We start from the raw sequence: 21,064 nt of genomic DNA on the forward strand, positions 1-21,064 counted from the left end.
GCGGGATGGTCAGGACAGGAGTTTCGCCTTCGCGGCGGTGAACTCCTCGTCGGTGAGCACGCCGCTCTGCTTGAGCGCGGCGAGCTGCTGCAGACGGGCGATCATGTCATCGCCTCCGCCGGCGGCCGGAGCGGATGCCACGGGGGCGGCCTGCGGCATCTGTGCGGCGACCGCGGCCTGCGCCGCCGCATCGAGCTGCGCCTGCTGCTGCGCGGCCTGGTACTGCTCCTGCTCGTACTGCGCCTGCGCCTTGCGCTCCCGCGAGCCCTGCATCGAGCCGCTCACGGCCGAGGCGGTTCCCGCGACCACGGCGGTGCGCGCGGCGAGGCCCAGCAGGCCCGGACGTCCCATGCGTCGGAACGGCATGTCAGTTCTCCTCTGCGTCGATCATGTCGGCCACGGCGTTGACGACCGGGGCGGGGATGCGCTCGGCCGTGAGCACCGTGCCGCCGCTCTGCGCGACCTTCTCGGCGAGGGCTCGCACGTACGTCATCTCGAGTGCCACGAGCACGGCCGAGCTGCCGGGCGCGATGAGCTCGGCGAGTTCATCGATGTCCTCCGACGCGGTCAGGCCCGCCGCGAACAGCTCGATGCCCTCGATGCCGAGGGCGTTCTGCTCCTCCACCTCGATCATCTCGATGTCGCCTTCGGCGGACTTGCGCAGGACGACCAGATCGAGCAGGCGCACGACGCCGGACTCGATGATCTCGCGCAGCGCCGCCACGGCGTCGGGGTGCGGCCGATCGCTGTCGAAGCCGACCAGATACAGCTCCACCGGCCCGTACCGGAACTCGACCATCGGGTGTCCTCTCTCGTCGCGCCGGGGCGCGCGGCACTCAGCGACACACGGCCCTCGGGATCACCGCCATCCTCTCGCGGAGCGGGTGCCGGGCGCCATCCTCAGATTCCGAGAGCTGCGTCGACGCCGCCTGAGAGAACGGGGAGTGATCTGCGCTCGCGGAGCCCGCGGCATCCCTCCGAGGGCAGGATGTATGCATGCGTATCGACAAGCTTGCGATCTCGAGCCCCGACATCCCCGACCTGGGAGACGTTCCCGAGCGCTTCTCCGCCGACGGCGGCAACGATGTGCCGCGGTTGGAGATCACCGGGGTGCCGGAGGGCACTCGCGAGGTGGTCGTGATCTCGCACGACCCCGACGCGCCGCTGCCGAACGGCTTCACGCACTGGGTGCTCTACGGCCTGCCGCCGGTGGACCAGACCGTCGACACCGCCGCCGCGACCACGGGCCCCAACGGCGCGGGAAAGACCGGATGGTACGGACCGCAGCCTCCGCAGGGACACGGCCGTCACCACTACTACTTCTGGGTGTACGCGCTCGACCGTGAGGTGACCGGCACCCCCAGTCGTGAGGAGTTCCTGCGCGACTACGCCGACGCCGTCATCGAGCAGAACCGGTTCGTGGGGCACTTCCAGCGCTGAGGCGGCTCAGCCCCGCGCGATGAGGGCCGAAACCGCGGCGAGACCTTCGTCGTCGTCGAAGTCGTCGCCGATCGCCACGGTGGCGACCCCCGCGTCGAGGAAGTCCTGGGCGACGCGGACGGTCATCCCACCCGTCACGACGAATCGTTGATCGGGGAAGGGCCCGCGCATCGCGCGAATCCAAGAGGCCCCCAGCACCGAGGCGGGGAACGCCTTCACCCAGTGGAGGCCGAGACGTCGCGCAGCGAGGATCTCGGAGGCCGTCGCGACACCCGGAAGGTGGGGAAGGGACCGTTCGGCGCTGGCGCGCACCACGTCGGGATCGAGTCCGGGCGAGACGGTGTACGCCGCGCCAGCCCGCTGCACCTCGTCGAGCTGCTCGACGGAGGCGACCGTGCCGGCTCCGACCTCGAGCCCGCGTTCGCTGGCGGCATCGATCACAGCCCGGAGCGTCGGCATCGCGTCGCGACTCTGGACGGGGATCTCGACGTTGCGCACACCCGCGTCCCAGGCGCGGGTCGCGCGGGCGACCGCGCGCGCAGGATCGAGGTTTCGGAACACGCCCATGATCGGCTGGTCTGCGAGGGCCGACGCGAAGTAGGCGTCGGTCGGAGAAGCAGGGGTCACGTCGCAGTCCTTTCGGGAGAGTCCGTCGCGGGGGCGAAGGGCGCAGGGCTGTGGCCCGGCCGCACGTCGTCGCGGCTGCCGATCGTCCAGGCTGCCGACGCGTGCCCGCGCAACAGGCGATCTCGCGGCGCCTCCCCGCGGATCAACCCCGCGAGGTAGCCGCCCGCGAAGGCGTCCCCAGCGCCGATGAGTTCCACCGGTGAGGCGGCGGGGGTGGCGACGAAGGTGGTCGTCGGGGCAGGCCCGCGCCGCGACAGCTCAGAGGCCCCAACGGCGCCGTCCTTCACCACGACGAGGGGGACGGAGTCGAGCAGGTCGAAGACGTCCGTCGCCGTGGGTGTGCCCCACAACTCCTGCGCTTCGTCGAGTCCGACGAAGACCAGGTCGGCCTCGCGCGCGATCCCCGCGAGCGGCTCGGCCGCCTGCGCGACCGGCCAGAGTCGGGCCCGGAAGTTCACATCGAACGACACCGAGACGCCATGATTCCGGCATCCGGCGATGAGCGCGCCCACCATCTCGGCGGCGCTGTCGGAGATCGCCGCAGTGATGCCCGAGACGTGCACCCAGTCGACACGGTCGAGGGGGAAGCGCGCGACGTCGGCCGGCGACAGGTGCGATGCGGCCGAGTTCGCGCGGTAGTAGTGCATCACCGATCCGCCGTCGGGGAGCGTGTCCTTCACGTACATGCCGGTCACGTGCTCCGGATCCACGAGCACGCTCGAGACGTCCACCCCACCCCGATCGAGGTCTGCCCTCACCTTGCGCCCGAAGGGATCCGCGCCCACCCGTGACGCCCACGCGACCGAGATGCCCTGTGCCGCCAGGTGCAGGGCGACGTTGCCCTCGGCGCCGCCGGTGTGAACGGCCAGCCGGGGCGGCTCGGCGTCGGAGGCGAGGTCGCCGAGCGGTAGCGCGACCGCCAGCCCCTCCCCCACGCAGAGGACCTCGAAGCCGTCGCCGCGCGCGATGTTCATACGAGCGGCTCGTCGTGGATCGCGGAACTGAGGGCGGTGCCGTTGAGGTCGAGGTAGAGCTGGCGCTCGGTCACCGACAGCGTCACGGTGTTGCGCCGAGCCAGCGCCGCGACGGCGGCGTCGATGAAGCCCGGGTCGAAGCTGTGCAGCACGATGTCCTCGGCGCGGTGGATCGTCTTGCCCGCCACTCCCGCCCGCACCTTCGCCGGATCACGGTGGGTGTACACGGTGGTGCGGTCGGCGAGCTTGCTGCCGAAGTGCAGCCGCCCGGCGTCGGGCGCCCCGACTTCGATCCACGCCGTGATGCGGCCAGTGGCGTCGCGGATCAGCACGGCGGGTTCCTCGGTGGACGAGATCCCTCCGCTGAAGGCGACGCCCTCTTCGTACTCGAGCAGGTAGGCCAGGACCCGGGTGACCATGTACGCGTCGGTCTCGGACGGATGCCGCGCTGCGCGCACCGTCACCTTGTCGTAGACACCGCGATCCACATCCGCCAGCTGCACCTCGAAGGTGTGCATCACTGCGCCGGCGGCCATGGTCGTCAAGCCTACGGGCAGGCAGTCCTCATGCGCGTGGGTACGGCCACGGCTCGCAGGAAACGAATCGCGACACGCGCGTGTCAAGGCCCGGCGCACGGCGCAATGTGAAATCCCACCGTGCGTCCGCGGCAATTCTCGCCGCGCGCTCGTTGAGTGCGGGCGCAGATGTGAGCCCCTGCCACCCGCCGCTCTCGATTCGTTCCACAAGCACCGAAAGCGCCGCGGCCCGTTCGGCAAGGGTGGCATTCACGTGACCGGCACTGTGCACGTAGCCCACCCGTACCAGGTCCCGCGACCCTGCCCGGCTCGCAGCTGCGAGATAGGCGTTCTCTTCCGCAACCGATGCGTCCGGATCGCCGAGCGACTTGAGCACGAAGACGGGGCACCGGACACGCCCCTCCACGACCGCGCCGCGGGTCGCGGAATCCACGGCCGCGGACGATGCGGCGACGCGCGGCGCGTCGGCCAGAGCCTGCAGATCGTCGGCAAGGGATAGGCCCGCCTCGTCGTAGAGCACTTGAACCCGCCCCGAAGCGCCCGATATCTGCAGACTCTGCGCGTAGTCCACGTGGACATTGTCGATGACGACGCCTCCGACGAGCTCCTCCACGAGCGCGCGGAACCCATATGCCGGGCCGATCGTCGAAGCCATCCCTGAGATGAGATGATCGGCCTCCTGGAGCGGATCGTCCGCGGGCGGCTCCGCGCGGGTGGGGTCAGACCAGACGGGGACGGCGCCGATGGATGCGGCGAGGGCTAACCGAGCTACCCCTGAGGCATTTCGCCGCGCGGCCGCGATGACGGCCGCCAGCCGGGTGAGCTGCTCCGCCACAGAAGGCGCGTCAGCCAACACGATGGGCGCTTCCGGGGCGAGGAGCTGAGACACGACGAAGGCCATGTCGAACCCGCGGTTGAACGTGGCCAACAGCCCCGCCCCGCCCCCATCCATCGGAAGCGCCCCTGCAAAGGAGTCGGGATCCTGCTCCACGAGGATGCGCGCGAGGAGTCCTCCCATCGACGCACCGAGCACGATCTCGCCCGCGGGCGGTGCTCCGAATCTCTCGCGGAAGAGGGCCGTGGCCTCGCGGTGATTCGCGATCCCGCGTTCGATGTCCCACCCACGGACATCACGCGTGTGGCGGACCGATGCGAAGCCGTGGACCGCCAACCACGACTGGAAGGCGCGGTCGATCTCGTCATCGAACAGATCCGGCTGCGACACCAGGTAGCCGTTCCACGCGCGCGGATGCATGAGTTCGCACGCCGATCCGTCGGTCAGCTCGATATCCTCCGTCGCGGCACTGTTCATGCGGTCATCCTCTTCCTTCCCGACATCGGGACGCCGGCGTCTTCCGCGCTGGTCATGCCCGACGGTCCCAGCGACGGTGCGGGCGCACGTGGGGGCGGGGCCGCACGTCCGCGAAGACCGGAGCGGGGAGATCGAGGCCGTGCTCCTCGGCGATGGCCGCCGATCGCGCATTCATGGCCTCCGCAGCGACATCCGCAGGCGCACCCGACGACACCCGCGCCAGCACGGCGTCGATGCCCGCGGCGATATCGGCCGCGGTCAGACCTCCGCAATGGCCGGGAGCATGGACGTAGGCCTGTTGGAGCAGGTCCGCGCGCCCTGTATCGGCGACGACGTCGGCGTAGGCCGCCGACTGCGACAGTGTCGGCGCGAAGTCCCCTGTCGTGGCGATGCTCAGGATGGGAACGCCGATGTCGCCTGTCGGGGTGAGGTTGCGTTCCATGTACGCGACGGCCTCGTCCACCGCCACGATACGCGGGGCATTCGCAAGAAGCTCCAGATCGTCGGCGAGTTCGAGCCCCGCCCTCTCGTACGCGGCCTCGACGCCCGTTTTCAGGCCGGACACGTGGAGCTGCTCGGAGTAATCGATGCCCGCGTTCCACGAGAAGTTCCCACCCGCACGGCGTTCGAGGTCTCGGCGAGGTGAGAAGGCGACATACGGGAGAACGGCAGCCTGGTTCTCGAGCATCGTGCTGAGATCTCCCGCGCCGGGTTCAGGGCCGGGTTCGACGGATCCGAACATGTTGTCGACCGTCCAGGTCGGTATCTGCGCGAGGGCGGCAGCGAGCGCCACCCGTGCCACACCTTCCGGGCTGCGGCGGGCCCGCTGGATCTGCTCGCGGCCCAGGGCGAGACGGTCCATGTCGGGGATCGTGACATCCACGAGCTCCACCGCCTGGTCCGGTGCACTCAGCATCGCGAGCGCGAAGGCGGCATCCAGGCCCTGGTTGAGCATCGGGATCGCGCCCGCGACGGACGCGCAGAGGGGGAGGGCGGCGTCGATGAGGTCGGGGACTCGTTCCGCGAGCCCCGCCGTGATCAGTCCCCCCATCGAGTGTCCCCACGCCACGACGCGGACGTCGCCGCCCAGCCGATCTCGGAGCGCTTCGACCGTGTGCGCTTGATCGATCAGGGCGTCACGGACGATCCACCCCTCGGTCACCGTGCGGGAGCCGGCGACCGCCAGCTTCCGCTCGAGCAGCAGGCGTCGGCTGTCCGCTCCCCCCGCGAGTGCGACCTCGCCGGTGGCGGCTCCGCCGTACCCTGCGCTGTACAGGCAGACTGTTCCGGCGAAGTCGTGGGGCAGTTCCACGGCCCACGTCCCACCGCTGGGCAGGCTGCCCTCGAGCCGGCGGACGGAGAGCATGGTCACGGGGCGCTCCGGTATCGCTCGATCGCGACGAGTGCGTCCTCCGGCCGCCAGCCGGCGCGGGGAACGCACGCCCGCAGAAGCTGGGTGTACGGATGCTGCGGAGCATCCAGCACCTCCGCCGTCGCCCCGCTTTCAACGACCTCACCCTGCTTCATGACCAGGACGGAGTTGCTGATCTCACGCACCACACCGAGATCGTGAGAGATGAAGATGTAGCTCATGCCCCGAGCGGTGCGGATGCTCTCGAGGAGCCGGAGGACCTTGGCCTGCACCGACACGTCGAGCGCGGACACCGCCTCGTCGAGCACCAGAACGCGCGGATCGGCGGCGAGCGCCCGCGCGATCGCGACGCGCTGACGTTGCCCTCCGGAGAGAGCGCGGGGATAGGACGCCGCCAGCGATGGGTCGAGGGAGACCTGGTCGAGGAGCTCCCGCACTCGCGCTTCGCGCTCGGTTCTCTCGAGCCCGGAGTGGACAGACAGCGCTTCGGCGAGGCAGTCGGAGATCTTCTGACGGGGATCCAGCGAGGAGTAGGGGTCCTGGAAGACCATCTGCACGAATCCCGCGCGCTGCCGGCGCAGCCGTGTGCTGCGCCCACGCGAGGGGATGGCGCCGCCTCCCAGGGAGATCGTTCCCGAGCTCGGCTCGGTCATGCCCATGACCATGCGGGCGACGGTGGACTTCCCCGACCCCGACTCACCCACGATGGCGAGCGACTCGCCCGCATGCAATTGGAAGGACACGTCGCTCACGGCACGTACTCGCGACCCGCCCCGGCGGAATTCCTTGCCGACGTTGATGGCCTCGACGAGGACCTCGGCGTTCCTCATGGGGTGTTCCTCCCTGCCGGATTCGGCCGCGACGCGAGCAGCTGGATGGTGTACTCATGCGTCGGAGCGGAGTACAGCGCATCCGAATCCTGAACCTCCACGATCCTGCCGCGATTGATGACCGCGGTGCGATGGCAGATGGATGCCGCCAGGTCGAGGTCGTGCGTGATGAACAGCATCGCCAGCCCGTGGGTCTTCTGAAGCTCCGCGAGGATCCCGACCACCTCGGCTTGCGTCGTGACATCCAACGCACTGGTCGCCTCGTCGGCCAGGATGAGCCGATGTCCGGCCTGGACGACGGATGCGATCATCACGCGCTGCAGCATCCCCCCGGACAGTTCGTGCGGGTAGGCACGCATCCGGGCTCGGGCATCGCTGATGCGGACCGCGTCGAGGGACTGCAGCGCGCGCGCCTGGGCGTCCTTCCGGGACATCCCCCCGATCAGCAGTCCCTCGGTGAGGAAGTCGCCGACGGTGCGAACGGGATCGATCGAGGACCGGGCGTCTTGGAAGATCATCCCGATCTGGGTGCGCCGCAGCTCTCGCAGCTCGGCCGGATCGGCGTCGAGGACCGAACGACCATCGAACACGATGGAACCGTCGACCCGGGCGCGCGGGGGGAGGAGACGGAGGATGCTGCGTGCGGTCATCGACTTGCCCGAACCCGATTCACCCACGAGGGCGAGGGTCTCGCCCTCCTCGAGAGTGAGATCGACGTCGAAGAGCACCTGCCGCTCGCCGTCGGCGACCGGCAGCGTGACGGAGAGGGACTGTATCTCGAGCAGACTCATGACGCCCGCCCCCGATCCAAGCGCGTGGCGATCGCGTCGGCGCTCACCGTGAAGGCCGTGATCGTGATCACGAGGGCGAGGCCGGCGAAGATGCTCTCTTCGGGATGCCCCTGGAGCACGCCCGACTGTCCCGACGAGATCATCACACCCCAATCGGCGGTAGGCGGGCGGACGCCGAGTCCGAGGTACGACAGTGCAGCGATGCCCATCATGGCGAACCCGAAGATGGTGGCGATCTGCGCGACGATCACCGGGGCGACGTTCGGCAGCACGTGGCCGAAGCAGATGCGGAGCACGCCGAGGCCCTGAACACGCGCGCTTTCGATGTACGGGAGAGAGATCTGACGAAGCGCCTCCGCGCGGACGACCCGCGAGACCGCGGGGAGCATGGGGATCGTGATCGCCACTATCGCCGTGGGAAGACTCGGGCCGAACAGCGACGCGGCGATCAACGCGGCGATGATTCCAGGGAAGGCGAACAGCACGGCGAGACTGCCGGAGATGAAGGTGTCGACGGCACCGCCGCGCCACGCGGCGGTGATGCCGATGAGGGTCCCGAGGCTCGCAGCGAGCACGGTCACCACGGCGCCGCCCAGCAGCGAGCTTCGTGCCCCCACGAGCAGGCGCGACAGGATGTCGCGACCCGCCGAATCGGTTCCCAGGAGGTGTTCCGGGCTGGGCGGCGCGAACCCGTTCAGAACGTCCCCCGCATCGGGGTCGTACGGTGCGATCCACGGGGCCAGGATCGCCAGGGCGACCAGCGCGACGGCGACGACGATCGCCGTGACCGACAGGACGCTCCAGCTCTTCTGCCGAGGACCCGGCGGACGGATCTCGAGAAGGGCGCTCATGCGACCACCGCCTTGCTCATTCGGGGATCCAGGACCCGGTACAGCAGGTCCACGATCAGGTTCGTGGCGAGGAAGACGAAGACGATCAGAAGGGTGATGGCCTGTACGACGGCGAAATCCTTCGCGAGAACGGAGGAGGCGAGCAGCTGTCCGATCCCGTTGATCCCGAAAGCCGTCTCGATCACCGCGGTATCCGCGAACAGCGCGGCCACCGTGAGGCCGGCGATGGTCACCGTCGGAACCAGTGCGTTTCGCAGCACGTGGCGGCCGAGCACCCTGCTCTCCCGGAACCCTCGGGCACGGGCGACGTCGGCGTACTCCTTACCGAGTTCTTCGGTGACGCTGTTGCGGACGATCCGGCTGATCAGCGCACACCCGGAGAGGGCCAGCGCGAAGGCGGGAAGGGTCAGGTGCCAGATCCGATCCAGCACACCCTCCCCTGCGCCGAACACCGGGAACCATCCGAGTCCCACGGCGAAGATCGAGACGAAGACGAGGGCGTAGAAGAAGGGCGGGGTGGCGAGGGCGATCGTCGTGGCGGCGGTCACCCCCGCCTGCACCCGTGGACCGGACACCGCCGCGAGCATACCCACGGTCAGCCCGATGATGAGGAGCAGGATCGTCGCGTACAGCACCAGGGTCACCGTCGTCCCGATCCGGGCCCCGATCAGGTTCGCGACCGTGTCGTTCTGGACGATGGAGATCCCCCAGTCGCCACGGACGAAGTCGGACACCCATTGCACGTAGCGAACGAAGAACGGATCGTTGAGGTGATACCGCTCCTCCAACGCCGCCACCTGCTCAGGCGTCAGCGGCCGATTGCCGCTGAGCGCCGCGAGCGGACTCCCCGGTGCGAGAGCGAGCGCACCGAAGATCAGGAACGACGAGGCCAGCAGGGTCAGGACCGTCGAGACGAGGCGGGTGAGGGCGAACCGGAGCATGCGGGGTCAGCGCCCCCCAATGACGGCGGCCCACGGGTAGGTGTTGGCAGCGGATGACGCCGGAGCGCCGGTCAGATCATTGCTCATGAAGAGCAGATTCGCGACGTTCGCCACCGGGATGCGGGGCAGATCAGCGGCCAGCTGCTCCTGCGCGGCGAGAGCGGCCTCCGCACGCTCCGCCGGGTCGCTCGCCGAGCGGGCCGTGGCGATCGCATCGTTGACGATCTCGTTGTCGTATCCGGTGTAGTTGGAGATCGCGCCCGGCTGGAAGTCGATCAGCACCGCGACCGGGTCGGCGATCACCGGGCCGCCATAACCGAACGTCAGGTCGAAGCTCGGGTTCGTCTGAGCAGCCATGATGCCTTCGATCCAGACGGGCGGCGGCTGGTCGTTCAGCTCGACCGCCAGACCGAGCTGCTCGGCGACCTGCTGCAGGTAGAGCACCATCTGGCCCACCTCTGGGCCGACGCCGGTGGTGTAGGAGATGACGATGGGCCGCTGTTCGCCCTTCTCGGCGATCACCTCATCGACCAGCGCCTGCGCGGCCTCGAGGTCGGGACCGGGCGCGAAGACCGCCGCCTCGTCGCCGAGCTGCGACGTGATGGCGGTGCCGTAGATGCTGGTGGCCGCGGTGCCCGACTGGCCGAACACCTTGCTCGCCACGGCCGCCCGGTCCATCCCCAGCGACAGCGCTTGGCGCAACCGGGGGTCCTCGAGCGGATTGTCCTCGAGGTTCCCGATGATGAAGGAGAACTGCGAGGTGGACTGGCCGAGGTAGATCTCCCCTGCGCTGGAGGTGCTGAGGGCGTCGGTGGCGTCGGCGGGGAAGGTGTACATGCCCTGCACGTCGCCCGCGGTGAGCGCCGCACTCGCGGTGGCGCCGTCGACGAGGTAGTTGATCGTCACCCTCTCGGTGAGCGGCTCACGCTCGCTGTTCCAGTAGTCGGCGTTCTTGGCCAACGTGATGGAGCTCGCCGTGGACGACTCGAAGGTGAAGGGTCCGGAGCACATCAGGTTGCCCTGCAGGGAACCGAGCTGGTCGCCGGCCGCCTCGGAGAATTCCCGCTGCATCACCGCTCCAGCGAGGGTTCCGAGCGCGCGTTCGAAGACGAAGTCCGGTTCGCTCAGCGTGATCGCGAGGGTCTGGTCATCGCGGGCGGTGATGGAGGTCACATTGGCGAAGTAGGGCGCCCACTCGCTCGCCTGCGCGGGATCTCTGGTCCGCTCGAGGCTGTACACGGCGTCGTCGGCCGTCACGGGTGATCCGTCCCAGAACGTGGCGTCCTTCAGGGTCAACACGAGGGTCGTGTCGTCCTCGTACTCCAGGGAGGCCAGGTTGTCCTCGACGGAGAAGTCCGGCTGGGTGATGAGCAGAGGCTCGCACAGATTCGCGATGACCTGACCCGCGTTGCGCGAGATGGACTGCGCCGGGTCGAGAGTCGGAAGCTCGGCGTTGTAGCCCCAGCTGATCTCATCGACAGCTGACGACGCCGTCGGAGTGCTCGTCAGCAGCTCAGCGCCGTCGTCCGACGACGTCGGTGCGGGCGTGCCGCCGCCGGACGCGCATCCGGCCAGGACCAGAGCCAGGGATGCCGCAGCCGCGGGCAGGAGGAGGGACCTTTTCATGTTGCGCCTTTGCTCACAGGTTTCGGTGGCGTCGCACGGTTCGCGTCCGTGCCACGTGAGGAGAGCGTGACACGTTCTGCGGACGCATGTCAATTTATGTGACCGAAACGACACCTAAGTGACATGAATTGTCGGCGACCGCCGTCAGCCCTCCGTCACCGCCCGTGTCGTCATGTGCCGCGTCTGCGCGGCCACCACCGGGTCGTAATCAGCGATGATCTGGCGACACCGGGCTTCGGCGAGGGGTCCGAGGTCGTCGTACAGAGTCGCGAAGATGACTCGTGCGCGAGGACGCGGCCAGTCTGCGGGCAGAAGCTCGTCGGGCAGATCCGGATCCTGCCGCACGATCGAGCGCCAACTGTCCATCATCCGCGTCCGGACGATCAACGCCTCCCGCGACGAGAGGAGACCCTTGCGGACCTGCTCGAGATACGGCGAGAAATCATCGATGAACTCCCGATAGGCGTCGGCGACATCACCGATGGGCCACTTGATCCCCCACCGATCGGCAGAGACGTCGCCCTGGTGGAGCAGGGTCGCGGAGAAGGCGACGACGCCGGGGACGGCCAGGTCCGACAGACTCCGTCGCACTTCGTCCTCGTCGGCGGCCACAGACGCCCAGACCCCCTCCTGCAGGCGAGCGAATCCGCCCGATTTCAGGTAGGCGCGGAGAGGGCCCCGCTCGCGACGGGATTCGTCGACGGCCCCGGTCATCACCAGCACGCATCGCCCGCTCCATCCGGATGGCCGTTCGTTGCCCCCGAGCCGGAGATTGCGCATCGCCCGCCCCTCGCCGGCGCGCAGGAACTCCTCTCGCACGCTGTAAGCCGTGCTGCGACCGTCGCGGTGGAGACTCAGGATGCCCCTCCTCGCCAGCCTGCTCAGCGCGGAGCGGGCACTGGCGGGCGAGATGTCGAACTCCCCCAGCACCTCCACCAGAGCCGAGGACGGCACAGCCACGGCTCTTCCGTGCCAGAAGTCACCCATCAGCGTGATGAGCAGATGCTGCGGGTTGGGGCCCACCTGCTTTCGCGGCAGGTCGAGCCCCTCGGACTGATCGACGGAATCCGTCATCGATGCGGCCTGCATGTCATGCACGCGATCCTATTCGGCGGACCGGACCAACGCCGCGGTGTCGAATATTGTGCATTTATCTCCTAGTATTGACGTAATAAGTGCCGCAGATCAGTGAGGACAGATGGCCGTGACGACTCCACGAGATGCGCATGTCGGTGATTACGACCCGCTGGCGTCGGATGATCCGGAAGACGTGCGCGCGACTTTCGACGATCTCCGCGGTCGGTGCCCGGTCGCCCACTCCTCGGCCTACGGCGGGTTCTGGACGCTCAGTCGCTACGAGGATGTCCGCGCTGCGGCATCCGATTCTCAGACCTTCATCTCCTCGGTCGCGGCGGTCATCCCGCGCGATCCCCGCGGACTTCGGCGGCCTCCCCTGAACTTCGACGCTCCGGCGCATACGCCGTACCGTCGCGCGCTCGACCGGACGCTTCAGCGGTCGCGGCTCGACCACCTCGAACCGCGACTGTGGGAGCATGCGCGACGCGAGCTCGCGCCCATGCTCGCGCGTGGAGGTGGGGATGTCGCCCAGGAGTACGGCGTCCGATTCCCGGCCTGGCTGACCACGGAGTGGTTGAATCTCCCGTCGGATATCGCACCCGAGCTGGCTGAGACGTCGTTCCGCTGGGTATCGGCGTGGCGGGATCAGGACCGCGACACCGTCAACGAAGCCAGCGCGGCGATGTACGAAATGGCGTGGGATCTGTTGCGGGCCCGCAAGGCAGACCCGCTCCCGGTAGAAGAAGACCCCGCCAGCTCGCTCCTGGCCGAGCGGGTCGACGGCGAGCCCTTGCTCGACGAGAACCTCGTCGGCGCCCTGCGTCAGTGCCTCGTGGTCGGGATGGTCGCTCCGCCCATCCTCCTCGGTTCGGTGACCCAGCACCTGTCCGACGATCGCGAACTGCAGGATCGGCTTCGCGCCAACCCCGAACTGATGCCCGCGGCGGTCGAGGAGTTCGTGCGTCTCTACTCGCCGTACCGGGGCTTCGCACGCACCGTCTCCGAGGCGATCACTCTTCACGGTCGCGAGATCCAGCCCGAGGAACCCATCGCACTGTCCTACGTCGCAGCCAACCGCGACCCTGAAATGTTCGAGAACCCCAACGAGTTCATCCTCGATCGGCCGAACATCCGCCAGCACCTCGGATTCGGCCGTGGCAGGCACCGATGCGCGGGCATGCCCCTCGCTCGACTCGGCATCCGCGTCGCGCTCACGCATCTCCTGCAGGCGACCGCGTCGTTCCATGTCAACGGCCCGACTGTCGGGGCCCGCATGCCGGAGGTGGGTCTGACCTCGGTGCCGCTCGAACTGACGCCGGCGCGGCAGGAGCCTCGTCTGGGTCAGATGGCGCGCGCGTAGGTGCGGGCCGGCACGCGGCCGTACCCGTCGGTGACGGTGAGCGAGACCGCGCCGGCGATGGCGGCGACAGCGGTGGCAACGAGGAGCGTGAGGAAGACGACCATGGTCGGACCTTTCAGACAGTGAACGTCGATGTACGACGAGCCCCGTTGCTCTTACTCGACCCTCTTATCGTCGACCTTCTCATCTTTCAGCACAAGCGCACAGTTCTGCAACGTCGTTGTAGCTTTGCTTCATGGATGTGCGTCGACTGGACCTTCTCCGCGAGCTGGCGGAACGCGGCAGCATCACCGCCGTCGCCGCCGCCACGCACCGCACCCCTTCGGCGGTCTCGCAGCAGCTGAAGGTGCTCGAGCGCGAGGCCGGCCTCCCTCTCACCGAGCGCGTCGGGCGCGGCATCCAGCTCACCAGCGCCGGCCACGCGCTCGCCCGCAGCGCCGGCGAAGTGGCCGTCGCACTCGAGCGCGCAACCGCCCTCTGGGACGAGTTCCGCAATCACCCGAGCGGCGAGGTCCGCCTGGCCACCTTCCCCTCGGCGGGCCAGGTGCTTCTCCCACAGGTTCTGCAGGAGGTTTCGAGAACCCCCGGCTTGATCCTGGCGTGCGCGGACGGGGATCACGAGCTCCTGGACTTCCCCTCACTCACCGCCGACTTCGACATCGTGCTCGCGCACTCCCTGCGCGGCGCACGGGCCTGGGGTGGGCGGGGTCTGCGCGTGGTCCCGCTCATGACCGAGGCGCTCGACATCGCCCTCCCCGCCGATCACCGCCTCGCCGGCCGGAGCTACCTCACCGCCGGCGACGTCGTCGACGAACCGTGGATCGGGGTGCCGATCGGCTTCCCGTTCGAACGCATCCTCCACGACATCGAGGAGGCAGCCGGGCGGCAGGCGACGATCTTCCAGCGCATCAGCGATCTGCGAATGGTCGAAGCGTTCGTGGCCGCCGGACTCGGAGTCTCCCTCATCCCCCGCTCCACCTCGGGCGGGATCGACCCGAGTCGCGTGGTCCTCAAGCCCCTGCGCGGGGTGGACACCGAGCGAGACATCGTCGCGCTGCTTCGCCCCGACACCGCCGAGCGCCTCGCGGTGCGCACCGTCCTCTCCATCCTCCAGTCGAAGGCCGCCCAGATCGAAGCGGCACACGCCGCAGCCTGACTCCCCACGTCGGGTCACCAGGCGAAGGCGCGTCACCGGCGGTGGTCGACGACCTCGGGGAGTTCGCGCACCGGAACCACGACGATGTCCTGCACCTTCCAGTCCAGGTCGATGCAGGCCCGGCGGGCGTCCTCGAGGGTATCGAGCGACGGCGTCCTCCCCTTCCGTGGAACGACGAAGGCTTCGATGTGGAACACATGGCCCTCGTCGCGCACGCGGCTGCCCGCGTCATCCACCCACCTCAGGCTCCGGAGGTAGTCGTCGACGGCGATCGCCACCGGATGCGGCTTCTTGTCGTCGAAGGTGGTGGCGCGGGCGTCCATCAGGTCGGTCACTGCCGCCCCCATGTTGCGCAGACCATCCCAGAGGATGCTGGCGGCGATGAAGACGGCGGCGGCGCCGTCCAGCCACCAGATCCCGAGGCCGATGCCGGTGACACCGATGATGGATCCCACTGCGGTCATCCAGTCGGCCTTGTTCATGTCGGCGTCGGCATACAGCACTTTGTCGTGCAGCTCCTCAGCCAGGTGCATCTTGGCGCGACCGATGAACACCGGGGGGAGCGCGATCGCGGCCATGACGCCGATCATGAGCCAGCCGAGCCAGATCGTCAGGCCGAAGACCTCGACAGTTCCGATCGTCGGATGCTCGAGCAGGATGAGACCGAGCGCGGAGTCGACGATGAGGTACGTGCCCATCGTCGTCAGCGCGACCGCAGCCACGAGGTGTCCGATCGCGACCGAGCGGTGCTGACCGTAGGGATGCTTCGCGCTCGGGAGGGTGCGACTGACCCGCACCGCCACGAGGAAGGCGATCGGCGGCAGGAAGGAGAGAAGGTCCTCGATCCATGCGGCCTTCATCGCCTGCGAGTTGCCGAGGACCAGACCCACCAGGGTGACCGATACGACGAGGAACCCGATGGTGATCCACTCGAGGCGGATCGCGCGCCGCAGCACCTCGCGCTGACGGTCGGGCAGCTCGGTGTGTCCGAACCGCACCGTCTGGCCGGTCATCGGTCGCCCTGTTCGACGTAATCGGAGAGGAAGCGCTCGAGCTCAGAGAGGAAGGCGTTCTCACCCAGCGGGACGAGCATGACGAGCAGGTGCGTGCGCCCCTGGTCGTCGACGACTTCGCGATACGCGCGGGTCACGCCCGCCTTATCGGTCCAGGGCGTCTGGTCGGTGATGCCGCCCGCCACGAGGTCGAGGGTCCCGCCCTCGAGACCGCGCACGAGCGCCTCCTCCGGGCCGACGGTCCAGTCCACGTCGGCGTCGAGCGACGCGGCGAACGCGCGGATCGCGTCGGCCTCGTCGCCGTGCGGCTCGTCGCCTGCGACATCCATCAGGTCGCCGTTTGGTGTGACACCGGCGTGCAGCACGTCGCCCTGCACGTCGACCAGGGTGCCGTCGGGGTCGGCCGGCATGAGCGGCTGGCCGCACCCCGCGAGGAGCAGGATGACGCCGAGGAGGGCGCCTGCCAGAACCCCGCGTCTGCGCGGACGGGATCGATTGGTCACGACCTCCATCGTCCGCATTCGCGAAGAGGACGTCAGGGGACTTGCCACGCGTCGCCGACGTGGCTAGAGGCCCGGAACGCGCCGGTCACCCGAGGAGGGATCGGAGCGTTCGGGCGTTGCGGGTTCGCCTCAGCCGTCGTATTCCCAAGCCCGCTCTCACGGCTCGCCCGCACGTGCGATTAGCGGTCACGCCGCGATTTGGCAAGGGGGATCTGCGTCCCCGCCATCCCTGCGTAGGAATGGCGATCACCCCGTTCGGATCGAGCGGGTCGGAAAGGAAGAGCGATGTCGAACTACGACGACACGAGCGTGTCGGGACTGAACAGTGGCGGATCGATGGGCTCACCGAGCACCGTCGACACGGCCAAGCGCGAGGCATCGGATCTCGCGCACACCGCCGGCGGCCAGGCGAGAAGCGTCGTCGACACGGCGAAGCACGAAGCCTCGTCCGTCGTCCACGAGGCGAAGTACCAGACCAGAGACCTGTTCGCCCAGTCTCAGCAGGAGCTGAAGGATCAGGCCCGTACCCAGCAGCAGCGGGTGGCCGGCGGCCTCCGCACGGTCGGTGGCGACCTCCAGAGCATGGCCGACGGCGCAGCATCCGATTCTCTTGCTGCGGATCTGGTGCGCCAGGTGTCGACCCGGGTGTCGCTGGCGTCGGATTGGCTCAGCGAGCGAGAGCCGGCCGATGTGCTGAACGAGGTCAAGCGCTTCGCCAGGCGCCGCCCGGGTGTGTTCATCCTGAGCGCGGCGATCGCCGGCGTGGTGGTGGGCCGCCTCACCAGGGCACTCGCGACCAATGCGGCCGAGTCTAAGAAGTCGGATGCCGCTCCAGCGGTCGGTGCACCGACCGCGCAGCCGGCGGGTGACGCGGCGCTCACGACGCCGCCGGTCGGCAGCGCCGAAGAGGAGCTGTCGGTCGCGGAGGAGACTCCGATCTACGCGCAGTCGACGGCAGGTGCGACAGCGCCGACAGCTGCCCCGTCGATGAGGGAGGACGGCGATGAGCGGCCCTACTCCGTCTGAGCAGAAAGCGGCCACGACATCGCTCGGCGACCTGCTGGGCGAGGTGACGAGAGACCTGTCGACGCTGATGCGTCAGGAAGTGGCCCTGGCCAAAGCCGAGCTGAAGGAGTCAGCCGGCAAGACCGCCAAGGGAGCGGGTGAGCTGGGCGGCGCTGCGTACGCCGCGATGATGGCGATCTTCTTCCTGTCGGTGGCGCTGTGGTGGGCGCTCTCGCTGCTCGTCGACGGAGGCTGGGCGGCCGTGATCGTCGCGGTGATCTGGGCGGCCATCGCGCTGGTCTTGTTCGCCGTCGGACGCGGCGAGATGAAGAAGGTCCAGGGTGCTCCGCAGACCGTGGAGACCCTGAAGGAGATCCCGGAAACGCTGAGAAGGAATGAGGAGAACCGATGAGCGATTCACCGGAAGCGATCCGCGCCGACATCGAGCGCACGAGGCGCGAGCTCGGCGGCGACGTCGACGCCTTGGCCGACAAGGTGTCGCCGGCCAAGATCATGGAACGACGCACGAGCGCGGTCAAGGACGCCGTCGGGTCGGTGCGCGATCGCATCATGGGAGCCGCGGATGATGCCGGCTCGACCCTGTCGGACGCGGGCGGGGCGATCGGGTCGGCGACCCACCGCGCCGCGGCGAAGGCCGAAGGAAATCCGTTGGCGGTAGGCCTCATCGCGTTCGGCGCGGGACTCCTGGCGGCGTCGCTGGTCCCGGCGTCGTCGAAGGAGAAAGAGCTCGCCCACACCGTCAAAGAGAAGGCGCAGCCGCTCGTCGACGAGGTGACCGAGGTCGCCAAGGACGCGGGGGCACACCTGCGCGAGCCGGCCAAGGAGGCGGCAGCCGCGGTGAAGGAATCCGCTGCCGAATCGGTGGGCGCCGTGAAGGACGAGACCGCTTCTGCAATGGCGGAAGTCAAGGACCAGGCTGACGTGTCCCGCCAACACATGGCGGACTGAGGCCGACGACAACCCGGATGGTGCCGGGAACAACCGACCCGGCAGCATCCGTCGTCAAGGAGATGAGGATATTGCGACGACTTCACTACTCAGGGGGTTACGTGCTGACCTCGGACGAGGTGAGCAAGGCCTTATTGCGCTACGCCCGAGCGCTTGCCGACACCCACACATCGGATGTCGTATCGATCCCCGTCCTTGAAGAAGGCGGGTCACGCGGGTCGGCCCACTTTCTGATAGGTCCGGCAAGCCAGCTGTACTCGACCCCGGTTGCGGAGCCGATCGTCGAAATCGACGATCCCGAGCTCGTCGAGGAGCTTCAGCGGCGTACCCGCCGTCTGCAGCCATCCGTCGCGGAATGGCCGGACATGATGCATGACGACGATATGGGGTACGGCGAGGACGACTTCTGACGAGCCCGTCCGTAGCATCCTCGGTGCTCGCCGGTCAAGCATGTTGCCACGGCATCGCTCGGAGTTCAGCGTGGGGAGCACCCCCCAACCCGACGAACACCGAACCCAGGAGGTGCCCGGTGGGAAAATTCATCTATGACGGCCTCGTCAAGGTCGACTTCGAGGATCGTCTCCTTCTGCATCTGCAGATGGTGATCGCTGCCAAGCTCCGGCGGGGCGAGGCGTTCAATTTCACTTGGAAGGACGACAGCAGCATCGGCGACGGGCGCACGACCGTATGGGTCCACCCGCGGTGCTCGATCGTATACAAGTTCTACGGCAGCCGTCGGCCTGCGATCAACCGCGCATGGATCGAGGCGCTTGCCTACACGGCCAATGCGCCGACGGGGCTGTACATCGTTCCCGAACCCCAGACCGACCAGCTCCGGCTCGACGAGGCAGGAACCATCTGATGAAACGGATCGACCTCATCTACGGCGGGCAGCTCTTCAGCGTCGGCGGTCGCACCACCCAGGATCTGACTCGGGAGATCTCGCAGGCCGTGGCCGACGGCGGCGGGTGGCTGACCGCCAATGACGGCGAGGGCGAGCGGCGAGAAGCACTCCTTTTCATCGGCCCCGGCATCCCGATCGCCGTGGTGCCGATTCCCGATCCACCGGAGGAGGCTGATGCGACGGTGACGAGTCTGGGGTCGTGATCCGGCAGCCGCCATGGTTGGGGGATCGCTTAGGGTCGGTGCTGTGACCGACCCGCTCGCCCGACACACGGATTACGGCGCCGAGAGCCTGAAGGAATCGGATGTCGCGGACGATCCGATCGTGCAGTTCTCAGCCTGGTTGGAGGATGCCGCGACGCGCGGTGTCTACGAGCCGAACGCGATGGTGCTCGGCACCGTTGACGCCGACGGCACACCGTCGAGCCGGACCGTGCTGCTGCGCGCCGTGGATGCCGACGGCTTCGTGTTCTACACCGACCGGTCGTCGAGGAAGGGGCGGGCGCTCGCAGCTCACCCCGTGGCGACCCTCCTCTTCCCCTGGTACACGCTGCACCGGCAGGTGAACGTCACCGGCGAGGTGGCGGCTGTCGACGACGCGGAGTCGGACGCCTATTGGGCGTCGCGGCCGCACGGGTCGCGCGTGGCGGGAACGGCGAGCGCGCAGTCGCAGTCGATCGGATCGCGCGCCGAGCTCGACGCGCGCGTGGCGGAGGTCGAGGCGGCCTTCCCCGAGGGGCGCGAGGTGCCTCGTCCCGCGCGTTGGGGCGGCTACCGGCTGCGCCCTCGACGGATCGAGTTCTGGCAGGGCCGCACGTCGCGCCTCCACGACCGGCTGGTTTTCACCCGTGACGAATCCCGTGGTGACTGGAGCGTCGAACGACTGCAGCCATAGCGCCGACGCCGGCGGCACGTCTGCCGGCCGGGCCGCCCGATCGCTCACTCGAGCTGACGCGGTCCCTGACGCAACGACCTCAGGAGTTGATCTGCTCCACGATGTCGTCGGCTGACTCTTCGATCGCCTTGCGAAGCCGGTCGTAGTCGTCGGAGTCGATGGCCTTGCTGATGCGCTTGTCGGAGCGCACCAGGGCTTTCTCGACGCGATCGGCCCACTTGTCGTCGACGACGGCGATGACGGCTGACGTCCCGGGGCTGAGGTACTCGTCGACGTCGACGCCGAACTGCTTCTCCTCGCGGTTCTTCTTGATCTTCCCCAGGATCGCTCCGATTCCCGCGCCCACCGCCGTGGCGGCGAGCAGAGGGGGAGCGAACAGGCCCACGACGACTCCCGCACCGGCGCCGATCGCCGCGCCTCGGCCGACCGACTTGTCGCCGTGCTCTTTCACCTGGACCTTGCCGTCTTCGTCACGGGTGAGGACCACGGCGCCGATGATCTCGTAGCCCCCGGAGTCCTGACCGCTTCGCAGCGCCTGATAGTCCTCCGATGCTTGCGCGGTGTCGTCGTACGATCCGACGACCAGTGCGAGGTTCTTCGTGCTCATCGCTTCTCCTTCGATCGATCTCCGAGGCAGCCATCCACCGACCGGTGGTGTGGCGCTGAGGACGAAGCGACGCTACGACCCGGCCGGTGCCGTCGCCTCACCCTCGAAGGATGAAGTCGCGTCTCCGTGACTCCAGGCGGGTGCGCGTTCCCCCCGGCGCCCTCCGTCACCAGAAAACCTCCTCTGGTCGAGATCCCCGAGACATTTCTTGCAGCCTCTGCATAGTTTTCTGCAGTTCATATGCGCTAGTCTGCAGTCACTGCATGTTACAGACAG

The 21,064-nt window shown here is 68.4% G+C and carries 27 protein-coding genes; 10 read left to right on the forward strand and 17 right to left on the reverse strand.

The annotated features are described in order from the left end of the window. Nucleotides 1-9 precede the first annotated feature (9 nt). Together FBY40_RS00265 and FBY40_RS00270 are read right to left on the reverse strand one after the other, a co-directional pair. A complete protein-coding gene (locus FBY40_RS00265) occupies nucleotides 10-366 on the reverse strand; it encodes an SHOCT domain-containing protein (protein ID WP_141935390.1) in 357 nt (118 codons plus the stop codon). A gap of 1 nt (nucleotide 367) precedes the next feature. After that, entirely contained in the window at nucleotides 368-799 is a 432-nt protein-coding gene (locus FBY40_RS00270; protein WP_141935392.1) for a DUF6325 family protein, read from the reverse strand. A 197-nt stretch (nucleotides 800-996) separates the two neighbouring features. Between FBY40_RS00270 and FBY40_RS00275 the strand changes: the two genes are divergently transcribed. Then, nucleotides 997-1,440 (forward strand): YbhB/YbcL family Raf kinase inhibitor-like protein, encoded by a 444-nt coding sequence (locus FBY40_RS00275; protein WP_141935394.1) that lies wholly within the window; start codon nucleotides 997-999, stop codon nucleotides 1,438-1,440. Nucleotides 1,441-1,446: 6 nt separating this feature from the next. On the opposite strand, the gene FBY40_RS00280 is transcribed toward FBY40_RS00275, so the two are convergent. The 11 genes from FBY40_RS00280 to FBY40_RS00330 form a co-directional block, all read right to left on the reverse strand. Then, nucleotides 1,447-2,067 carry a bifunctional 4-hydroxy-2-oxoglutarate aldolase/2-dehydro-3-deoxy-phosphogluconate aldolase gene (locus FBY40_RS00280; protein ID WP_235014394.1) on the reverse strand — a complete coding sequence of 207 codons (621 nt, stop codon included), beginning with the start codon at nucleotides 2,065-2,067 and terminating at the stop codon, nucleotides 1,447-1,449. Then, complete coding sequence (locus FBY40_RS00285) at nucleotides 2,064-3,041, reverse strand: sugar kinase (RefSeq protein WP_141935396.1); 978 nt, start codon at nucleotides 3,039-3,041, stop codon at nucleotides 2,064-2,066. The genes FBY40_RS00280 and FBY40_RS00285 overlap by 4 nt, the downstream gene beginning before the upstream one ends. Beyond that, nucleotides 3,038-3,577: a YaeQ family protein gene (locus FBY40_RS00290; protein WP_141935398.1), complete on the reverse strand. Its 540-nt coding sequence runs from the start codon at nucleotides 3,575-3,577 to the stop codon at nucleotides 3,038-3,040. The genes FBY40_RS00285 and FBY40_RS00290 overlap by 4 nt, the downstream gene beginning before the upstream one ends. Nucleotides 3,578-3,605: 28 nt before the next feature. After that, a complete protein-coding gene (locus FBY40_RS00295; RefSeq protein WP_141935399.1) occupies nucleotides 3,606-4,889 on the reverse strand; it encodes a hypothetical protein in 1,284 nt (427 codons plus the stop codon). Nucleotides 4,890-4,941: 52 nt separating this feature from the next. Beyond that, nucleotides 4,942-6,261 carry an alpha/beta fold hydrolase gene (locus FBY40_RS00300; protein ID WP_141935401.1) on the reverse strand — a complete coding sequence of 440 codons (1,320 nt, stop codon included), beginning with the start codon at nucleotides 6,259-6,261 and terminating at the stop codon, nucleotides 4,942-4,944. Next, nucleotides 6,258-7,091, reverse strand: a complete 834-nt coding sequence (locus tag FBY40_RS00305) for an ABC transporter ATP-binding protein (protein WP_141935403.1) — start codon at nucleotides 7,089-7,091, stop codon at nucleotides 6,258-6,260. Before FBY40_RS00305 ends, FBY40_RS00300 begins: the two co-directional genes overlap by 4 nt. After that, nucleotides 7,088-7,882 carry an ABC transporter ATP-binding protein gene (locus FBY40_RS00310; protein WP_141935405.1) on the reverse strand — a complete coding sequence of 265 codons (795 nt, stop codon included), beginning with the start codon at nucleotides 7,880-7,882 and terminating at the stop codon, nucleotides 7,088-7,090. Before FBY40_RS00310 ends, FBY40_RS00305 begins: the two co-directional genes overlap by 4 nt. After that, nucleotides 7,879-8,733 carry an ABC transporter permease gene (locus tag FBY40_RS00315; protein ID WP_141935407.1) on the reverse strand — a complete coding sequence of 285 codons (855 nt, stop codon included), beginning with the start codon at nucleotides 8,731-8,733 and terminating at the stop codon, nucleotides 7,879-7,881. The genes FBY40_RS00310 and FBY40_RS00315 overlap by 4 nt, the downstream gene beginning before the upstream one ends. Continuing rightward, nucleotides 8,730-9,674, reverse strand: a complete 945-nt coding sequence (locus tag FBY40_RS00320) for an ABC transporter permease (RefSeq protein ID WP_141935409.1) — start codon at nucleotides 9,672-9,674, stop codon at nucleotides 8,730-8,732. The genes FBY40_RS00315 and FBY40_RS00320 overlap by 4 nt, the downstream gene beginning before the upstream one ends. A 6-nt stretch (nucleotides 9,675-9,680) precedes the next feature. Continuing rightward, entirely contained in the window at nucleotides 9,681-11,300 is a 1,620-nt protein-coding gene (locus tag FBY40_RS00325; RefSeq protein WP_141935411.1) for an ABC transporter substrate-binding protein, read from the reverse strand. A gap of 144 nt (nucleotides 11,301-11,444) precedes the next feature. Next, nucleotides 11,445-12,374 (reverse strand): PaaX family transcriptional regulator, encoded by a 930-nt coding sequence (locus FBY40_RS00330; protein WP_160141301.1) that lies wholly within the window; start codon nucleotides 12,372-12,374, stop codon nucleotides 11,445-11,447. A gap of 130 nt (nucleotides 12,375-12,504) precedes the next feature. Between FBY40_RS00330 and FBY40_RS00335 the strand changes: the two genes are divergently transcribed. Then, nucleotides 12,505-13,737, forward strand: coding sequence for a cytochrome P450 (locus FBY40_RS00335; protein ID WP_235014396.1), 1,233 nt, complete (start codon nucleotides 12,505-12,507; stop codon nucleotides 13,735-13,737). Here the strand turns inward: FBY40_RS00335 and FBY40_RS17620 are convergent. Further along, nucleotides 13,719-13,841 (reverse strand): hypothetical protein, encoded by a 123-nt coding sequence (locus FBY40_RS17620; protein WP_268815524.1) that lies wholly within the window; start codon nucleotides 13,839-13,841, stop codon nucleotides 13,719-13,721. The genes FBY40_RS00335 and FBY40_RS17620 overlap by 19 nt on opposite strands. A 131-nt stretch (nucleotides 13,842-13,972) precedes the next feature. Here FBY40_RS17620 and FBY40_RS00340 point away from each other — a divergent pair, with 131 nt between their 5' ends. Beyond that, entirely contained in the window at nucleotides 13,973-14,893 is a 921-nt protein-coding gene (locus tag FBY40_RS00340; protein ID WP_141935417.1) for a LysR family transcriptional regulator, read from the forward strand. 32 nt (nucleotides 14,894-14,925) lie between these two features. Here the strand turns inward: FBY40_RS00340 and FBY40_RS00345 are convergent, their stop codons facing one another. Together FBY40_RS00345 and FBY40_RS00350 are read right to left on the reverse strand one after the other, a co-directional pair. Beyond that, entirely contained in the window at nucleotides 14,926-15,906 is a 981-nt protein-coding gene (locus tag FBY40_RS00345; protein ID WP_141935419.1) for a cation transporter, read from the reverse strand. After that, nucleotides 15,903-16,409: a hypothetical protein gene (locus FBY40_RS00350; RefSeq protein WP_141935421.1), complete on the reverse strand. Its 507-nt coding sequence runs from the start codon at nucleotides 16,407-16,409 to the stop codon at nucleotides 15,903-15,905. The genes FBY40_RS00345 and FBY40_RS00350 overlap by 4 nt, the downstream gene beginning before the upstream one ends. A gap of 285 nt (nucleotides 16,410-16,694) precedes the next feature. Here FBY40_RS00350 and FBY40_RS00355 point away from each other — a divergent pair, with 285 nt between their 5' ends. From FBY40_RS00355 to pdxH, 7 genes are all read left to right on the forward strand, one after another. Then, nucleotides 16,695-17,435, forward strand: coding sequence for a hypothetical protein (locus FBY40_RS00355; protein WP_141935423.1), 741 nt, complete (start codon nucleotides 16,695-16,697; stop codon nucleotides 17,433-17,435). Further along, nucleotides 17,413-17,826, forward strand: coding sequence for a phage holin family protein (locus tag FBY40_RS00360; protein ID WP_141935425.1), 414 nt, complete (start codon nucleotides 17,413-17,415; stop codon nucleotides 17,824-17,826). Before FBY40_RS00355 ends, FBY40_RS00360 begins: the two co-directional genes overlap by 23 nt. Beyond that, on the forward strand, nucleotides 17,823-18,383 hold the full coding sequence (locus FBY40_RS00365) for a DUF3618 domain-containing protein (RefSeq protein ID WP_141935427.1): 561 nt from the start codon (nucleotides 17,823-17,825) through the stop codon (nucleotides 18,381-18,383). Before FBY40_RS00360 ends, FBY40_RS00365 begins: the two co-directional genes overlap by 4 nt. Before the next feature lie 101 nt (nucleotides 18,384-18,484). Next, a complete protein-coding gene (locus FBY40_RS00370) occupies nucleotides 18,485-18,793 on the forward strand; it encodes a hypothetical protein (protein WP_141935429.1) in 309 nt (102 codons plus the stop codon). Between the two features lie 119 nt (nucleotides 18,794-18,912). Continuing rightward, nucleotides 18,913-19,245, forward strand: a complete 333-nt coding sequence (locus tag FBY40_RS00375) for a DUF7882 family protein (RefSeq protein ID WP_141935431.1) — start codon at nucleotides 18,913-18,915, stop codon at nucleotides 19,243-19,245. Next, entirely contained in the window at nucleotides 19,245-19,490 is a 246-nt protein-coding gene (locus tag FBY40_RS00380) for a hypothetical protein (RefSeq protein WP_141935433.1), read from the forward strand. Before FBY40_RS00375 ends, FBY40_RS00380 begins: the two co-directional genes overlap by 1 nt. 43 nt (nucleotides 19,491-19,533) lie before the next feature. Continuing rightward, nucleotides 19,534-20,181, forward strand: a complete 648-nt coding sequence (pdxH, locus tag FBY40_RS00385) for a pyridoxamine 5'-phosphate oxidase (RefSeq protein ID WP_141935434.1) — start codon at nucleotides 19,534-19,536, stop codon at nucleotides 20,179-20,181. 79 nt (nucleotides 20,182-20,260) lie between these two features. On the opposite strand, the gene FBY40_RS00390 is transcribed toward pdxH, so the two are convergent. Then, entirely contained in the window at nucleotides 20,261-20,788 is a 528-nt protein-coding gene (locus FBY40_RS00390) for a DUF1269 domain-containing protein (RefSeq protein WP_141935436.1), read from the reverse strand. Nucleotides 20,789-21,064: the final 276 nt, after the last annotated feature.

Source organism: Microbacterium sp. SLBN-154 (assembly GCF_006715565.1).
GTDB lineage: Bacteria > Actinomycetota > Actinomycetes > Actinomycetales > Microbacteriaceae > Microbacterium.

What these genes read in the sequence shown, in the direction of transcription:
- FBY40_RS00265 (WP_141935390.1), bottom strand. Translation starts at nt 366, where the DNA reads ATGCCGTTCCGACGCATGGGACGTCCGGGCCTGCTGGGCCTCGCCGCG.
- FBY40_RS00270 (WP_141935392.1), bottom strand. Translation starts at nt 799, where the DNA reads ATGGTCGAGTTCCGGTACGGGCCGGTGGAGCTGTATCTGGTCGGCTTC.
- FBY40_RS00275 (WP_141935394.1), top strand. Translation starts at nt 997, where the DNA reads ATGCGTATCGACAAGCTTGCGATCTCGAGCCCCGACATCCCCGACCTG.
- FBY40_RS00285 (WP_141935396.1), bottom strand. Translation starts at nt 3,041, where the DNA reads ATGAACATCGCGCGCGGCGACGGCTTCGAGGTCCTCTGCGTGGGGGAG.
- FBY40_RS00290 (WP_141935398.1), bottom strand. Translation starts at nt 3,577, where the DNA reads ATGGCCGCCGGCGCAGTGATGCACACCTTCGAGGTGCAGCTGGCGGAT.
- FBY40_RS00295 (WP_141935399.1), bottom strand. Translation starts at nt 4,889, where the DNA reads ATGAACAGTGCCGCGACGGAGGATATCGAGCTGACCGACGGATCGGCG.
- FBY40_RS00305 (WP_141935403.1), bottom strand. Translation starts at nt 7,091, where the DNA reads ATGAGGAACGCCGAGGTCCTCGTCGAGGCCATCAACGTCGGCAAGGAA.
- FBY40_RS00310 (WP_141935405.1), bottom strand. Translation starts at nt 7,882, where the DNA reads ATGAGTCTGCTCGAGATACAGTCCCTCTCCGTCACGCTGCCGGTCGCC.
- FBY40_RS00315 (WP_141935407.1), bottom strand. Translation starts at nt 8,733, where the DNA reads ATGAGCGCCCTTCTCGAGATCCGTCCGCCGGGTCCTCGGCAGAAGAGC.
- FBY40_RS00320 (WP_141935409.1), bottom strand. Translation starts at nt 9,674, where the DNA reads ATGCTCCGGTTCGCCCTCACCCGCCTCGTCTCGACGGTCCTGACCCTG.
- FBY40_RS00325 (WP_141935411.1), bottom strand. Translation starts at nt 11,300, where the DNA reads ATGAAAAGGTCCCTCCTCCTGCCCGCGGCTGCGGCATCCCTGGCTCTG.
- FBY40_RS00330 (WP_160141301.1), bottom strand. Translation starts at nt 12,374, where the DNA reads ATGACGGATTCCGTCGATCAGTCCGAGGGGCTCGACCTGCCGCGAAAG.
- FBY40_RS17620 (WP_268815524.1), bottom strand. Translation starts at nt 13,841, where the DNA reads ATGGTCGTCTTCCTCACGCTCCTCGTTGCCACCGCTGTCGCCGCCATC.
- FBY40_RS00340 (WP_141935417.1), top strand. Translation starts at nt 13,973, where the DNA reads ATGGATGTGCGTCGACTGGACCTTCTCCGCGAGCTGGCGGAACGCGGC.
- FBY40_RS00345 (WP_141935419.1), bottom strand. Translation starts at nt 15,906, where the DNA reads ATGACCGGCCAGACGGTGCGGTTCGGACACACCGAGCTGCCCGACCGT.
- FBY40_RS00355 (WP_141935423.1), top strand. Translation starts at nt 16,695, where the DNA reads ATGTCGAACTACGACGACACGAGCGTGTCGGGACTGAACAGTGGCGGA.
- FBY40_RS00360 (WP_141935425.1), top strand. Translation starts at nt 17,413, where the DNA reads ATGAGCGGCCCTACTCCGTCTGAGCAGAAAGCGGCCACGACATCGCTC.
- FBY40_RS00365 (WP_141935427.1), top strand. Translation starts at nt 17,823, where the DNA reads ATGAGCGATTCACCGGAAGCGATCCGCGCCGACATCGAGCGCACGAGG.
- FBY40_RS00380 (WP_141935433.1), top strand. Translation starts at nt 19,245, where the DNA reads ATGAAACGGATCGACCTCATCTACGGCGGGCAGCTCTTCAGCGTCGGC.
- FBY40_RS00390 (WP_141935436.1), bottom strand. Translation starts at nt 20,788, where the DNA reads ATGAGCACGAAGAACCTCGCACTGGTCGTCGGATCGTACGACGACACC.